This is a genomic window from Burkholderia sp. KL41 (assembly GCF_057005415.2).
The window spans coordinates 423,318-437,759 of record NZ_CM174446.1 but is presented as its reverse complement, the minus strand read 5'-3'; the positions used below and the strand labels follow the sequence as shown (position 1 = coordinate 437,759).

The window sequence follows — 14,442 nt, the reverse complement described above, 5'->3', positions numbered from 1 at the left end:
GCCCGGCAGGCCCGGCAGGCCCGGCAGGCCGGACGATATCGCCGACGTGATACACATCGCATCCGGCAATCACACCGCGGCGCGCAAGCCGCTCACTGCGGCGCCAGACCGTCCGCCCATGCGATCGGCGCGGACGCGACCGGCCGATGCGACACGCCCTCGTGCGACAGCCGGCTTTCGAACAACGTCAGCGCTTCGACACGCACCGCGACCGCCCGCCCGGGCGCACCGCCGTGCGCGGGCTGGCCGACCGCCTCGCGCGGCAGCCGCGCGAGCGTCACGTGCGGCCGGAACGGCCGCCGGTCGGCCGGCACGCCGAGTTCGCCCAGCAGCGCAACCAGCCCGGCATTCAGCGCCAGGCAGGCCGGATCGGCCGCGAGCTCCGCGACGATCAGCCTCGCGCGCGGCAGGCTCGGCCACCACGCGATCCGCTCGACCGGCAGCAACGGCAGCGCATGGGCGGCCGCGAGCGCGGGCAGATGCGCGGCCAGCGCCTCGCATCGGTCCCGTTCGATCGCGCCGATGAACGCGAGCGTCATGTGCAGTTGCGCGGACTGCGTGCGCCGCGCTCCGCGGGTGACCGGCAACGCGTGCAGCGCGTCGCGCGAGGCCGCATCGGGCATCAGCGCGACGAACGCACGGAGCCGGTCGCCGTTCATGACTCGCTCACCGCGGCACGCGGGGCGCGTGCCGTTTGAGCCGAAGCGGGACGCTGCGGCAGCGGGCCGTGCTCGCCCCACACGTCGGGCGGCAGCACACGCGCGAGCTCGGGGATCGTGTTGCGCGTGAACACCGGATCGGCGATACCCGCCGCGCGCTGGCGACGATAGTCGGCCCACGCGGCGTGCGCATGCTTGCCGAGCGCGAGGATCGCGATCAGGTTGATGATCGCCATCAATCCCATGCTCGTATCGGCCATCGCCCAGACGAGCGGCAGTTGCCCGACGCTGCCGAACATCACCATGCCGAGCACCGCGACACGGAACAGCGGCAGCACGCCGCGCCGCTTCGTGATGAATTCGACGTTGCCCTCCGCATACGCGTAGTTGCCGATCACCGACGAAAACGCGAGGAAGAAGATCGCGACGGCCATGTAGATGCCGCCCCAGTCGCCGACGTGGCTCGAGATCGCGCGCTGCGTGAGCGCCGCGCCTTCCATCCCCGTGCCGACTTCGTACTGGCCCGACAGCAGGATCACGAACGCGGTCGCGCTGCAGATCACGATCGTGTCGACGAACACGCCGAGCATCTGGATCAGCCCCTGCGTGACGGGGTGCCGCGTGCTCGCGGTCGCGGCCGCGTTCGGCGCGCTGCCCATCCCCGCTTCGTTCGAGAACAGCCCGCGCTTCACGCCGATCGCGATTGCCTGGCTGACCGCGTAGCCGGTCAGGCCGCCTGCCGCCTGCTCGAGACCGAACGCGCTCTTCACGATCAGCGCGATCACGTCCGGCACGAGCGCGATGTGCGTCGCGACCGCATAGACCGCGAGCGCGAGATAGCCGATCGCCATCAGCGGCACGATCACCTGCGCGACCGTCGCGATGCGGCGGATGCCGCCGAAGATGATCGGTGCGGACAGCAGCACGAGGCCGAGGCCGACCGTCTCGCGGCTCCAGCCGAACGACGTATGGAATGCGTCGGCGATCGCGTTCGCCTGCACCGCGTTGAACACGAAACCGAACGCGAGGATCAGCGACAGCGAAAACAGCACGCCGAAGCCGCGCGAGCGCAGGCCCGTCTGGATGTAGTACGCGGGGCCGCCGCGATAGCTGCCGTCCGGGTGCGACACCTTGAAGATCTGCGCGAGCGTCGCCTCGACGAACGCAGACGACATCCCGACCAGCGCCGTCATCCACATCCAGAAGATCGCGCCCGGCCCGCCGACCGTCAGCGCGACCGCGACGCCCGCGATGTTGCCGGTGCCGACACGGCTCGCGAGCCCGGTCGCGAACGCCTGGAACGACGAGATGCTGCCCGGCTCGCCCTTGCTGCCGACCAGTTTCATGCTGAGGAACAGCGCCTTCAGCTGGATCATCCGGAACCGCAACGTGAACCACGCACCGGCGCCGAGCAGCAGCGCGATCAGCACGTAGTTCCACAACACGCCGTTGACGGCGTCGATCAGCCCATGCAGGAGTGCTTCCATCCGGTTTCCTTGTAAATAGGGTCAGTCATGAGCGTCGACCGCGAATGCGGCCCGAGGGGCGACATGATATGACAGTTTTCAAGGATTATTACAAAACGAAAGGATTTGGGATGACGAGAAATCGCGTCCGGATGTCATCAGGTTAGACGACGCTTCGCGAAAATGATGCGTGTCGGCACGGCAAGGCAGCCCGATCGGACGGCGCCGTCTCGCACGTGAAACCGGGGCACCCCGGCTGGCGCCAGCCATAAAAAAACCGGGCGCCCTTTCGGACGCCCGGCTTCCGTCGAAACCCGCTCGCGGTATTCAGCTCAGCGCGGCAGGTTCGAATGCCCCATCAGGTACGCATCGACCGAGCGCGCGCACTGGCGGCCTTCGCGGATCGCCCACACCACGAGCGACTGGCCGCGACGCATGTCGCCTGCGGCGAACACCTTGTCGACCGACGTGTAGTACGAGCGATCGCCTTCGGTCGCCGCACGCGCGTTGCCGCGCGCGTCCTTCGCGACGCCGAACGCTTCGAGCACCGGCGCCGCCGGCTGCGTGAAGCCCATCGCGAGCAGGACGAGATCGGCCTTCAGTTCGAACTCGGAGCCCGGCACTTCCTGCATCTTGCCGTCCTTCCACTCGACGCGCGCAGCGATCAGCTTCTCGACCTTGCCGTTCTTGCCTTCGAGACGCTTCGTCGCGACCGCCCAGTCGCGCTCGCAGCCTTCCTCGTGCGACGACGACGTGCGCAGCTTGATCGGCCAGTACGGCCACACGAGCGGCTTGTTCTCCTCTTCCGGCGGCTGCGGCAGCAGCTCGAACTGCGTGACCTGCTTCGCGCCGTGACGGTTCGACGTGCCGACGCAGTCCGAACCCGTATCGCCGCCGCCGATCACGATCACGTGCTTGCCCTTCGCGAGCAGCTGGTCGGCGAGCTTGTCGCCCGCGTTCACGCGGTTCTGCTGCGGCAGGAAGTCCATCGCGTAATGCACGCCGGCGAGCTCGCGGCCCGGCACCGGCAGGTCGCGCGGCGTTTCCGAACCGCCCGCGATCACGACCGCGTCGAATTCTTCCTTCAGCGTGTCCGGAGAAATGGTTTCCTTCGCGAGGCTGCCGATCGACTCGGGCAGCGGATCCTTGCCGATGAACACGCTGGTGCGGAACGTCACGCCTTCCGCTTCCATCTGGCGCATGCGGCGGTCGATCAGCCACTTCTCGAGCTTGAAGTCGGGAATCCCGTAACGCAGCAGGCCGCCGACACGGTCGTTCTTCTCGAACACCGTCACGTCGTGGCCCGCGCGCGCGAGCTGCTGCGCGGCGGCGAGGCCCGCGGGGCCCGAACCGACGACCGCAACCTTCTTGCCCGTCTTGTGCTCGGCCGGCAGCGGCTTCACCCAGCCTTCCGCCCAGGCCTTGTCGATGATCGCGTGCTCGATCGACTTGATGCCGACCGGGTCGTTGTTGATCCCGAGCGTGCACGCCGCCTCGCACGGCGCCGGGCAGATACGGCCCGTGAACTCCGGGAAGTTGTTGGTCGAGTGCAGGACTTCGATCGCCTGCTGCCAGTCCTGGCGGTAAACGAGATCGTTGAAATCCGGAATGATGTTGTTGACCGGGCAGCCGTTGTTGCAGAACGGGATGCCGCAATCCATGCAGCGCGCGCCCTGGACCTTCGCGTCCGCGTCGGTCAGCGCCGCGACGAATTCCTTGTAGTGCTTCACGCGCGTGAGCGGTGCTTCGTACGCCTCGTGGCGGCGTTCGAACTCCAGAAAACCGGTTGCCTTGCCCATAAGGTGCTCTTCTGTTCGGTGTATCGGGTGGGGGAGCCGCGCGCGGCCGTCAGGCGCGCGCGGCATTCGCTATGTCGTTCGTCGCTCAGGCGGCCAGTTCTTCCTTCGCCGCCTTCTTCGCACCGATCTCGCCTAGCGCGCGCTTGTATTCGTGCGGGAACACCTTCACGAACTGGCGGCGCGCCGCGTCCCAGTTTTCCAGCAGCGACTTCGCGCGCGGCGAACCCGTGAACTGGAAATGACGCTCGACGAGCCCCTTGAGCAGCGCTTCGTCCGTCGTGCCTGCATGCCAGAGTGCGCGGTCGACCGTGCGCTCCTGCTCGGCCTGCTGCAGCACCGGCTCGAGCGCGACCATCGACTTGTTGCACTTCGCCGCGAACGTGCCTTCCGGATCGTAGATGTACGCGAGACCGCCCGACATGCCGGCCGCGAAGTTGCGCCCGGTCTCGCCGAGCACGACGACCGTACCGCCCGTCATGTATTCGCAGCCGTGGTCGCCCGTGCCTTCGACGACCGCCGTCGCGCCCGAGTTGCGCACGCAGAAGCGCTCGCCCGCGACGCCGCGGAAGAACGATTCGCCTTCGATCGCGCCGTACATCACCGTGTTGCCGCAGATGATGTTTTCCTCGGACTTGCCGCGGAAGTCGTTGGTCGGACGGATGATGATCCGGCCGCCCGACAGGCCCTTGCCGACGTAGTCGTTGCCGTCGCCGACGAGGTCGAGCGTCACGCCCTTCGCGAGGAACGCGCCGAAGCTCTGGCCGGCCGTACCCTTCAGCTGGATATGCACCGCGTCGTCGGCCAGGCCTTCGTGGCCGTGCTTCTTCGCGATCACGCCCGACAGCATCGCGCCGACCGTGCGGTTCACGTTGCGCACCGGCTGGATGAACGACACGTGCTCGCCGTTCTCGATCGCCGCCTTCGCCTTCTCGATCAGCACATGGTCGAGTGCGCGCTCGAGGCCGTGATCCTGCACGTCGACGTGACGCGGCGCGACGTCCTCGCACTCTTCCGGCTGGTAGAACACGCGCGAGAAGTCGAGGCCCTTCGCCTTCCAGTGCTCGATGCCCTTGCGGGTGTCGAGCAGGTCGGCGCGGCCGATCAGGTCGTCGAACTTCGCGACGCCGAGCTGCGCCATGATCTCGCGCACTTCCTCGGCGACGAAGAAGAAGTAGTTCACGACGTGCTCGGGCTGGCCCTTGAACTTCGCACGCAGCACCGGATCCTGCGTCGCGACGCCGACCGGGCACGTGTTCAGGTGGCACTTGCGCATCATGATGCAGCCCTCGACGACGAGCGGTGCCGTCGCGAAGCCGAATTCGTCCGCGCCGAGCAGCGCGCCGATCACGACGTCGCGGCCCGTCTTCATCTGGCCGTCGGCCTGCACGCGGATCCGGCCGCGCAGGCGGTTCAGCACCAGCGTCTGCTGCGTTTCGGCCAGGCCGAGTTCCCACGGCGTGCCCGCGTGCTTGACCGACGACAGCGGCGACGCACCCGTGCCGCCGTCATGGCCGGCGATCACGACGTGATCGGCCTTCGCCTTCGCGACACCGGCCGCGACCGTGCCCACGCCCACTTCCGACACGAGCTTCACCGAGATGCTCGAACTCGGGTTCACGTTCTTCAGGTCGTGGATCAGTTGCGCCAGATCCTCGATCGAGTAGATGTCGTGGTGCGGCGGCGGCGAGATCAGGCCGACACCCGGCACCGAGTAACGCAGCTTGCCGATGTACTCGGACACCTTGTGGCCCGGCAGCTGGCCGCCTTCGCCCGGCTTCGCGCCTTGCGCCATCTTGATCTGGATCTGGTCGGCCGATGCCAGGTACTCGGCGGTGACGCCGAAGCGGCCCGACGCGACCTGCTTGATCTTCGAGCGCAGCGAATCGCCGTCCTTCAGCGGAATGTCGCTGACGATCTCGTCGCCGATCACCGACTTCAGCGTCTCGCCCGACTTGATCGGAATGCCGCGCAGCTCGTTGCGGTAACGCTTCTCGTCTTCGCCGCCTTCGCCGGTGTTCGACTTGCCGCCGATCCGGTTCATCGCGATCGCGAGCGTCGCGTGCGCTTCGGTGCTGATCGAACCGAGCGACATCGCGCCCGTCGCAAAGCGCTTGACGATGTCCTTCGCCGGCTCGACGTCGTCGATCGGGATCGCCTTGGTCGGCTCGACCTTGAACTCGAACAGGCCGCGGAACGTCATGTGACGCTTGGTCTGGTCGTTGATCAGGTGCGCGTATTCCTTGTACGTCTGGTACGAGTTGCTGCGCGTCGCGTGCTGGAGCTTCGCGATCGAGTCCGGCGTCCACATGTGGTCTTCGCCGCGCACGCGGTACGCATACTCGCCGCCCGCGTCGAGCATGTCGCGCAGGACCGGGTTGTCGCCGAATGCGTCGCGGTGCAGGCGGATCGCTTCTTCCGCGACTTCGAACAGGCCGATGCCGCCGACCTTCGACGCGGTGCCCTTGAAGTACTTCTCGACGAGGTCGCTCGACAGGCCGAGCGCTTCGAAGATCTGCGCGCCCGTGTACGACATGTACGTCGAGATGCCCATCTTCGACATCACCTTCTGCAGGCCCTTGCCGACCGCCTTCGTGAAGTTGTAGACGGCCTTCTCCGGCGACAGGTCGCCCGGCAGGCCTTCGGCCATCTTCGCGAGCGTTTCCATCGCGAGGTACGGGTGCACGGCTTCCGCGCCGTAGCCCGCGAGCAGCGCGAAGTGGTGCGTCTCACGTGCGGAGCCCGTCTCGACGACGAGGCCCGTGCTCGTGCGCAGCCCTTGCTGGACGAGGTGCGTGTGGATTGCCGACGTGGCGAGCAGCGCCGGGATCGCGACATGCTCGGCGTCCGTCTTGCGGTCGGACACGATCAGCATGTTGTAGCCCGACTTCACCGCGTCGACGGCTTCCGCGCACAGCGACGCGAGACGCGCCTCGATGCCTTCCTTGCCCCAGGCGACGGGATAGCAGATGTTCAGTTCGTACGCGCTGAACTTGCCGCCCGTGTACTGGTCGATCGCGCGGATCTTCGCGATGTCCTTGAAGTCGAGCACCGGCTGCGACACTTCGAGACGCATCGGCGGGTTGATGTTGTTCGTGTCGAGCAGGTTCGGCTTCGGGCCGATGAACGACACGAGCGACATGACCATGTTCTCGCGGATCGGGTCGATCGGCGGGTTCGTGACCTGCGCGAACAGCTGCTTGAAGTAGTGATAGAGCGTCTTGTTCTTGTTCGACATCACCGCGAGCGGCGAGTCGTTGCCCATCGAACCGACGGCCTCTTCGCCCTGCTGCGCCATCGGCGCCATCAGGAACTTCAGGTCTTCCTGCGTATAGCCGAACGCCTGCTGGCGGTCGAGCAGCGCGGCGCCCTGCGTACGGCCGGCCGCGACTTCCTCGGCCTTCGGCTCGATCTCGTCGAGCTTGATGCGCACCGCGTCGATCCAGCTCTTGTACGGCTTCGCGTTCGCGAGGTTGTCCTTGAGCTCCTTGTCGTCGATGATGCGGCCGTGTTCCATGTCGATCAGGAACATCTTACCCGGCTGCAGGCGCCACTTCTTGACGATCTTCGATTCGGGGATCGGCAGCGTGCCGGCTTCCGACGCCATGATGACGAGGTCGTCGTCGGTCACGATATAGCGCGCCGGGCGCAGGCCGTTACGGTCGAGCGTCGCGCCGATCTGGCGGCCGTCGGTGAACGCGATCGCGGCCGGGCCGTCCCACGGCTCCATCATCGCGGCATGGTATTCGTAGAACGCGCGACGGTTCTCGTCCATCAGCGTGTGCTGTTCCCACGCTTCCGGGATCATCATCATCACCGCGTGCACGAGCGGGTAGCCGGCCATCACCAGCAGCTCGAGACAGTTGTCGAACGAGGCCGTATCGGACTGGCCCGGGTAGATCAGCGGCCACAGCTTCGGAAGATCGTCGGCGAGCACGTGCGACGCGATCGCGCCGGTACGCGCGTTCAGCCAGTTCACGTTGCCCTTCACGGTGTTGATCTCGCCGTTGTGCGCGATCATCCGGTACGGGTGAGCCAGTTCCCATGCCGGGAACGTGTTGGTCGAGAAGCGCTGGTGCACGAGCGCGAGCGCCGACACGACGCGCGTGTCCTGCAGGTCGCGGTAGTACACGCCGACCTGGCCCGCGAGCAGCAGCCCCTTGTAGACGATCGTGCGCGCCGACATCGACGGCACGAAGTATTCCTTGCCGTGCTTGAGCTTCAGCGCCTGGATGCGGTGGCTGGCCGTCTTGCGGATCACGTACAGCTTCCGCTCGAGCGCGTCCGTCACCATGATGTCCTTGCCGCGGCCGATGAAGATCTGGCGGATCAGCGGCTCGCTCGCCTTCACGGTCGGCGAAATCGGCATCGCGTGGTCGACCGGCACGTCGCGCCAGCCGAGCACGACCTGGCCTTCGGCCTTCACCGTGCGCTCGAGCTCCTGCTCGCACGCGAGACGCGATGCGTTTTCCTTCGGCAGGAAGATCATGCCGACCCCATATTCGCCGGCCGGCGGCAGGTTCACGCCCTGCTTCGCCATTTCCTCGCGATAGAACGCGTCCGGAATCTGGATCAGGATGCCCGCGCCGTCGCCCATCAGCGGATCGGCACCGACCGCGCCACGGTGATCGAGGTTCTCGAGGATCTTCAGGCCCTGCTGAATGATCTCGTGGCTCTTCTTGCCCTTGATGTGAGCGACGAAGCCGACGCCGCAGGCGTCGTGTTCGTTTTGCGGGTCATACAGACCTTGTGCGGCGGGCACCGCGGCGAGCGGCTGCTGGTGGTCGTTCATGGGGACACCGTCGTAAAGGGGGCCTGGAGGCCGTTGAACCATTTTCTTGTTGCCGTCGATCCCGCTCCCGACGGGAGACGGCGCGGCCGACAGTGGGTGGGCATGCTTCGCCCGGGCCACCGGAATTCGGAATATACGCGACGAATCAAGGGAATAGCAACAAAAACCGCTTGATCGAACCCCAATTAAACAGATGCTTCGATCTGGTGCCATTTTATTGGGGCTGTATCGCTTTGGTGCAAAAAGAAGCGGCGCCCGCAGCGCCGCTTCTGGCCCGCCTTTCCCGCGTTACTGCTGGATCGGCGGCGTGTTCTCGCGCACCTTTCTGGGGCGTCCGCGCGGCAGCGGCGATACGCGCCGGTTTGCCGTGCGCGCCGCCCACTCGCGATAGTTCTCGCCGCCGAGCACCCAGCCTTTCAGCGTCGCCTGCTGCAACTGGTCGGCCTGCCGCTCGTCGAGCGGCTGCTCGCACAGCTCCTTGTACGCGCGCTGGCGGTCGAACGGCGTATTGCCGAGCGCCCAGTAGAGCGGATGGTCGGTGATCAGGCTGTCGACGGTGAGCCCGACGTGATGCCGGTAGCTCGACCAGCGATAGGCCTCCGCCGTCGCGACCAGCTGCGCGCGCACCGGGCTCATCTCGACGACGCGGCTCGCGAGCAGGAAATAGCGCTCGCCTTCGATCACGGTCGCGCGATAGCGGCCTTCCCACAGGGTGCCGCGCCGCGAATAGCGCCGGTTGAAATGCGCGACGTAGCGGCGGCCGACAGCCTGCATCGCTTTCGGCAGGCTCGCCTCGTCGCTCGGCGTGACGAGCAGTTGCACCTGGCGCGGCAGCAGCACGTAGGCGTGCACCGACAGGTGATGATCGCGCGCGGCGGCCTTCAGGCAATCGATGAAGAGTTCGTAGTCCTGGTCGTCGACGAACGCGGGTTGCTGATCCAGGCCGCGCAGTATCACGTGCTGCGGCTGGTCGGGAACGTAGAGTCGTGCTAACCGTGCCATGCTGAATGTCCGTTTGAACGCGTTAGGAAATACCCGAGGGTCCGGAAGTGCGCACTTGCACAGAATGCCCGTCCTGTCGGTGCGCGGATGCGTACGGTCGTACTAATCCTAGGGTGAAAACTCTAACTTACGAGCTTGTTTGGTTTTAAACGCAGTCGTCATAATGAGCACGCCTTAGATCGGAGGAGACACAATGAAACGAAAACTGGCCATTACGGGGGCTGCAGCGCTCGCATTTACGTTTGCGGGCGGTACGGCACATGCACAATCCGCAGGTGATTTCTACGTCAGCACCGGCTGGCTGCACCTTGCGCCGCAGGACAGCAGCGACCCGCTGTTCCTGTACGGCGTAGGCGGCACGCCGATCAACCAGTCGGTTCCCAACACCGGCGCCGGCATCAGCGACGCCGACACGCTCGCACTGGCAACCGGTTACTTCGTGACCGACCACATCGCCACCGAGTTCATCGCCGGCATCCCGCCGAAGTTCGACATCACCGGCAAGGGCCAGTTCTCGCGTTTCGGTACGCTCGGCCGTGCGTACCAGTGGAGCCCCGCGCTCCTCCTGAAGTACTACTTCAACGACGCCAACGCGAAGTTCCGTCCGTATGTCGGCATCGGCGCTTCGTATATCTGGTTCACCGGCGCAAAGATCACGAACAGCGCGTTCGAGAACGGCGTGCTCGGCGGCCCGACCAGCGCGCAGACCAGCAACCAGTGGGCGCCCGTCTTCAACGCCGGCTTCACGTACAACTTCACGAAACACTGGTTCGCCGGCTTCTCGATGTCGTACATCCCGGTGAGCGTGACCGCAACCTTCACGACGGCCAAGCGGACCCAGGTCGGCACGCTGACCGAAACGTCGAAGGCTCACATCTCGCTGAACCCGATCGTCACGTACCTGAACGTCGGCTACCGCTTCTAAGCGTAGTCGAATATTTGGGGAATGGTTAATCCTGCTGCAATTTGTAGCGGATTTTTCCTGACGTAACGTCTCCACGATGTAAAACGCCCCGGCGAAAATCCCGCCGGGGCGTCGTTTTTTTGTCTCAGGGTCTTCCCGTACACGCCGTCGCGCGGGGCATTCCGCTACGCGATGTCGTCCAGCGCATCGGGGGCAATCAGGTCGATCCGGTCCGTGCAGACCGCATCGACACCCCAGCGCGCAAGTTCGCGAGCGCGTTCGAGGTCGTTCACCGTGTAAACCAGGATGCGCAGGCCGGCCGCCTTGATCGCGCGCACGAGCGGTTCATCCAGCCGTTTGTGGTCTGCATGCAACGAAACGCAGCCGAGCGCGCCGACAACCTGCGCATGCCAGTCGTCCGGCACGGCCTCGTAAAGCATCCCGCGCGGCAGCGCCGGCGAAGTCGCGCGCGCCTGTTGCAGCGCATCGAACGAGAACGACGACAAGAGCGGCGCCACCGCGGCATCGCGCCAGTACGCGGCCGCGTCGGCCGCCACGCGCTGCCCGGTCTCGCGCTCGCGCCCCGGGCACGGCTTGATCTCGACATTGGCGGCCAGCCCGTGCGCGATGCAGCGCGCCGCCGCCGCCTCGAGCGTCGGCATCCACTCGCCCGCGAAGCGCGCGTCGCGCCACGCGCCGGCATCGAGTGCGGCCAGCGCCTCATATCGCATGCCCGCCGCCGGCCCGTGACCGTTCGACGTCCGGTCGACCGTGTCGTCGTGCAGCAGGAACGTCACGTCGTCGGCCGACAGCTTCGCGTCGAATTCGACCATCCGGTGGCCACGGCGCGCGCCCTCGTCGAGCGCGGCGAGCGTGTTCTCCGGCGCGAGCGTGCCGCCGCCGCGATGGGCGACGACGCGCGGATAGGGCCAGTCGGTACGGGTTGTCATCGTCGGTCTCCCGGCAGGTGCAGCAGGTTCAGCCGGCACGCTTGCCGGTCTCCGGATCGAAGAAATGCAGCCGGTGCGCGGGCAGTGCGGCGGCCAGCGCCGTGCCGCGCGCGGGGCGGTCCGCGTGCGGCAGGCGCACCGCGACGTCGTGGTTACCCCAGCGGCCGTGCGCGAGGTTGTCCGCGCCGAGCAGCTCGCACGAGTCGACCGGCAGCGTCGCCTGCGCGACGCCCGGCTGCGGGGTCATGTGCTCCGGACGCACGCCGAGCACCCAGTCGCGCCCGGTGGCGATCGCCGCGCCGATGCCGGGCGAACCGGCGACCGGCAGCGCGGGGCCGCCGCCCGCGACCGTAAACGTCGCGCCGTCGTCCGACAGCCGGCCGTGCATCAGGTTCATCGCGGGCGAGCCGATGAAGCCCGCGACGAACACCGTTGCCGGCTTCTCGTACACGTCGACCGGCGCGCCGATCTGCTCCGCGTAGCCGCGGTTCATCACGATCACGCGCTGCGCGAGCGTCATCGCCTCGATCTGGTCGTGCGTCACGTAGACGCTCGTCGTCGCGAGCCGCGCATGCAGCCGCTGGATCTCAAGCCGCATCTGCACGCGCAATTTCGCGTCGAGGTTCGACAACGGCTCGTCGAACAGGAACACCGACGGCTCGCGCACGATCGCGCGCCCCATCGCGACGCGCTGCCGCTGGCCGCCCGACAGCTCGCGCGGGCGCCGCGCGAGCAGCGGCTCGAGTTCGAGGATCTTCGCGGCCGCCGCCACCCGCGAGTCGATCGTCGCGCGCTCGATCCCGCGGATCTTCAGCCCGTAGCCCATGTTCTGCGCGACCGTCATGTGCGGATACAGCGCATAGTTCTGGAACACCATTGCGATGTCGCGATCCTTCGGCTCCAGCGTGTTGACGACGCGCTCGCCGATCGCGATCTCGCCGTCCGTCACAGTCTCGAGCCCCGCGATCATCCGCAGCAGCGTCGACTTGCCGCAGCCCGACGGGCCGACCAGCACGATGAATTCGCCGTCGGCGATCTCCACGTCGATGCCATGCAGCACGTGCTGCTTGCCGTCGTAGGATTTCCTGACGCCCTTCAAGCTCAGCGCAGCCATACCTGGTCCTTCTCCCGGTTACCGTCCGTGGTTCATTTCTCGGAATCGACGAGGCCGCGCACGAACCAGCGCTGCATCGCCAGCACGACGACGAGCGGCGGAATCATCGCCAGCAGCGTCGCCGCCATCACGTATTGCCATTCGGTCGCGGCGTCGCCGCTCGCGATCATCATCTTGATGCCCACCACGGCCGTCGACAGCGATGCCTCCGTCGTGATCAGGATCGGCCACAGGTACTGGCTCCAGCCGTAGATGAACGTGATCACGAACAGCGCCGCGATGCTCGTCTTCGACAGCGGCAGCACGACGTCCCAGAAGAAGCGCATCGGCCCCGCGCCGTCGATGCGCGCGGCGTCCATCAGTTCGTCGGGCAGCGTCATGAAGAACTGCCGGAACAGGAACGTCGCGGTGGCCGACGCGATCAGCGGCAGCGTCAGCCCGGCGTAGGTGTTCGTCAGGTGCAGCGTCGACACGACCTGCACGGTCGGGAAGATCCGCACTTCCACCGGCAGCATCAGCGTGACGAAGATCAGCCAGAACGCCGTGTTGCGGAACGGGAAGCGGAAATAGACGATCGCGTAAGCGGACAGGATCGATACCGCGATCTTGCCGACCGAGATGCCGAGCGCCATCGCGAAGCTGTTGACGAGCAGGCGGCCGAACGGCGCCGTCGCGGCGCCGCTGCCGTGGCCCCAGATATACGCGATGTTCTCGAACAGGTGCGTGCTCGGCACGAGCGACAGCGGCACCGTGAGCACTTCCTGCGCGCTCATCGTCGCCGCACAGAACGCGACGTAGACGGGGAACACGATCAGCACGACGCCCCCGATCAGCACCGCGTGGCAGAACAGGTCGAAACCCTTGCGATTTTCGATCATGCGTATTGCACCCTGCGTTCGACGAAACGGAACTGGATCACCGTGAGCCCGACGACGATGATCATCAGCACGACCGACTGCGCGCCGGAGCTGCCGATGTCGAGCCCCTGGAAGCCTTCCGCGTAGATCTTGTAGATCAGCGTCTTCGTGCTCTGCGCGGGGCCGCCGCCGGTGGCCGCGTCGATCACCGGGAACGTGTCGAAGAACGAATAGACGAGGTTGACGACGAGCAGGAAGAAACTGGTGGGCGACAGCAGCGGCAGCACGAGGTTGAAGAAACGTCGCACCGGCCCCGCGCCGTCGATCGCCGCCGCCTCGATCAGCGAACGCGGAATCGCCTGCAGGCCCGCGTAGAAGAACAGGAAGTTGTAGCTCACCTGCTTCCACACCGACGCGAGCACGACGAGGAACATCGCCTGCCCGCCGTTCAGCGCGTGATTCCATACGATACCGCCCTTCGCGAGCGCATAGGTGATCAGGCCGATGCTCGGATTGAACAGGAACGCCCACAGCACGGCGGCGATCGTCGGCGCGACCGCGTATGGCCAGATCAACAGCGTGCGATATGTGCGCGCGCCACGGGTCACGCGGTCGGCGCACGCGGCGAGCAGCAGCGACACGACGAGCCCGCTCACCGTGACGAGCGTGCTGAACACGAGCGTCGTGCGGAACGAATCGAGATACAGCGGATCGGCGAACAGGTGCGTGAAGTTCGCGAAGCCGACGAATTCACTCGACGTGCCGAACGCGTCCTGCATCTGCGTCGACTGCCACAGCGCGACGCCGGCCGGCCACAGGAAGAACACGGCGGTGATCGCGAGTTGCGGCGCGATCAGCAGGTACGGCAGCAGGCTCGTGCCGAAACGGGAACGGGATTGCAT

10 protein-coding genes are annotated in these 14,442 nt (G+C 66.3%); 1 reads left to right on the top strand and 9 read right to left on the bottom strand.

Annotation, left to right across the window (positions count from 1 at the left end; all coding sequences use genetic code 11):
• Positions 1 to 92 precede the first annotated feature (92 nt).
• From thpR to PQB87_RS02065, 5 genes are all read right to left on the bottom strand, one after another.
• A complete protein-coding gene (gene thpR / locus PQB87_RS02085) occupies positions 93 to 659 on the bottom strand; it encodes an RNA 2',3'-cyclic phosphodiesterase (RefSeq protein ID WP_489242506.1) in 567 nt (188 codons plus the stop codon).
• Positions 656 to 2,146, bottom strand: a complete 1,491-nt coding sequence (locus tag PQB87_RS02080; protein WP_489242505.1) for an alanine/glycine:cation symporter family protein — start codon at positions 2,144 to 2,146, stop codon at positions 656 to 658. Before PQB87_RS02080 ends, thpR begins: the two co-directional genes overlap by 4 nt.
• Before the next feature lie 311 nt (positions 2,147 to 2,457).
• Positions 2,458 to 3,924 carry a glutamate synthase subunit beta gene (locus PQB87_RS02075; protein ID WP_021162703.1) on the bottom strand — a complete coding sequence of 489 codons (1,467 nt, stop codon included), beginning with the start codon at positions 3,922 to 3,924 and terminating at the stop codon, positions 2,458 to 2,460.
• 85 nt (positions 3,925 to 4,009) lie between these two features.
• Positions 4,010 to 8,713, bottom strand: a complete 4,704-nt coding sequence (locus PQB87_RS02070; RefSeq protein ID WP_059688376.1) for a glutamate synthase-related protein — start codon at positions 8,711 to 8,713, stop codon at positions 4,010 to 4,012.
• Between the two features lie 288 nt (positions 8,714 to 9,001).
• A complete protein-coding gene (locus tag PQB87_RS02065) occupies positions 9,002 to 9,715 on the bottom strand; it encodes a transposase (protein ID WP_489242504.1) in 714 nt (237 codons plus the stop codon).
• Between the two features lie 193 nt (positions 9,716 to 9,908).
• Here PQB87_RS02065 and PQB87_RS02060 point away from each other — a divergent pair, with 193 nt between their 5' ends.
• Positions 9,909 to 10,640 (top strand): OmpW/AlkL family protein, encoded by a 732-nt coding sequence (locus PQB87_RS02060; RefSeq protein ID WP_021162706.1) that lies wholly within the window; start codon positions 9,909 to 9,911, stop codon positions 10,638 to 10,640.
• A gap of 164 nt (positions 10,641 to 10,804) precedes the next feature.
• On the opposite strand, the gene ugpQ is transcribed toward PQB87_RS02060, so the two are convergent.
• Genes ugpQ through ugpA form a run of 4 tightly spaced genes read right to left on the bottom strand, consistent with a single transcriptional unit; the run spans position 10,805 to position 14,442 of the window.
• Complete coding sequence (gene ugpQ / locus PQB87_RS02055) at positions 10,805 to 11,569, bottom strand: glycerophosphodiester phosphodiesterase (protein WP_489242503.1); 765 nt, start codon at positions 11,567 to 11,569, stop codon at positions 10,805 to 10,807.
• 28 nt (positions 11,570 to 11,597) lie between these two features.
• Positions 11,598 to 12,683 carry a sn-glycerol-3-phosphate import ATP-binding protein UgpC gene (locus PQB87_RS02050; RefSeq protein ID WP_060233273.1) on the bottom strand — a complete coding sequence of 362 codons (1,086 nt, stop codon included), beginning with the start codon at positions 12,681 to 12,683 and terminating at the stop codon, positions 11,598 to 11,600.
• Positions 12,684 to 12,715: 32 nt separating this feature from the next.
• Entirely contained in the window at positions 12,716 to 13,561 is an 846-nt protein-coding gene (gene ugpE, locus PQB87_RS02045; protein WP_104768339.1) for a sn-glycerol-3-phosphate ABC transporter permease UgpE, read from the bottom strand.
• Positions 13,558 to 14,442 (bottom strand): sn-glycerol-3-phosphate ABC transporter permease UgpA, encoded by an 885-nt coding sequence (ugpA, locus tag PQB87_RS02040; RefSeq protein ID WP_027788563.1) that lies wholly within the window; start codon positions 14,440 to 14,442, stop codon positions 13,558 to 13,560. The genes ugpE and ugpA overlap by 4 nt, the downstream gene beginning before the upstream one ends.

What these genes read in the sequence shown, in the direction of transcription:
- thpR (WP_489242506.1), bottom strand. Translation starts at nt 659, where the DNA reads ATGAACGGCGACCGGCTCCGTGCGTTCGTCGCGCTGATGCCCGATGCG.
- PQB87_RS02080 (WP_489242505.1), bottom strand. Translation starts at nt 2,146, where the DNA reads ATGGAAGCACTCCTGCATGGGCTGATCGACGCCGTCAACGGCGTGTTG.
- PQB87_RS02075 (WP_021162703.1), bottom strand. Translation starts at nt 3,924, where the DNA reads ATGGGCAAGGCAACCGGTTTTCTGGAGTTCGAACGCCGCCACGAGGCG.
- PQB87_RS02070 (WP_059688376.1), bottom strand. Translation starts at nt 8,713, where the DNA reads ATGAACGACCACCAGCAGCCGCTCGCCGCGGTGCCCGCCGCACAAGGT.
- PQB87_RS02065 (WP_489242504.1), bottom strand. Translation starts at nt 9,715, where the DNA reads ATGGCACGGTTAGCACGACTCTACGTTCCCGACCAGCCGCAGCACGTG.
- PQB87_RS02060 (WP_021162706.1), top strand. Translation starts at nt 9,909, where the DNA reads ATGAAACGAAAACTGGCCATTACGGGGGCTGCAGCGCTCGCATTTACG.
- ugpQ (WP_489242503.1), bottom strand. Translation starts at nt 11,569, where the DNA reads ATGACAACCCGTACCGACTGGCCCTATCCGCGCGTCGTCGCCCATCGC.
- PQB87_RS02050 (WP_060233273.1), bottom strand. Translation starts at nt 12,683, where the DNA reads ATGGCTGCGCTGAGCTTGAAGGGCGTCAGGAAATCCTACGACGGCAAG.
- ugpE (WP_104768339.1), bottom strand. Translation starts at nt 13,561, where the DNA reads ATGATCGAAAATCGCAAGGGTTTCGACCTGTTCTGCCACGCGGTGCTG.
- ugpA (WP_027788563.1), bottom strand. Translation starts at nt 14,442, where the DNA reads ATGCAATCCCGTTCCCGTTTCGGCACGAGCCTGCTGCCGTACCTGCTG.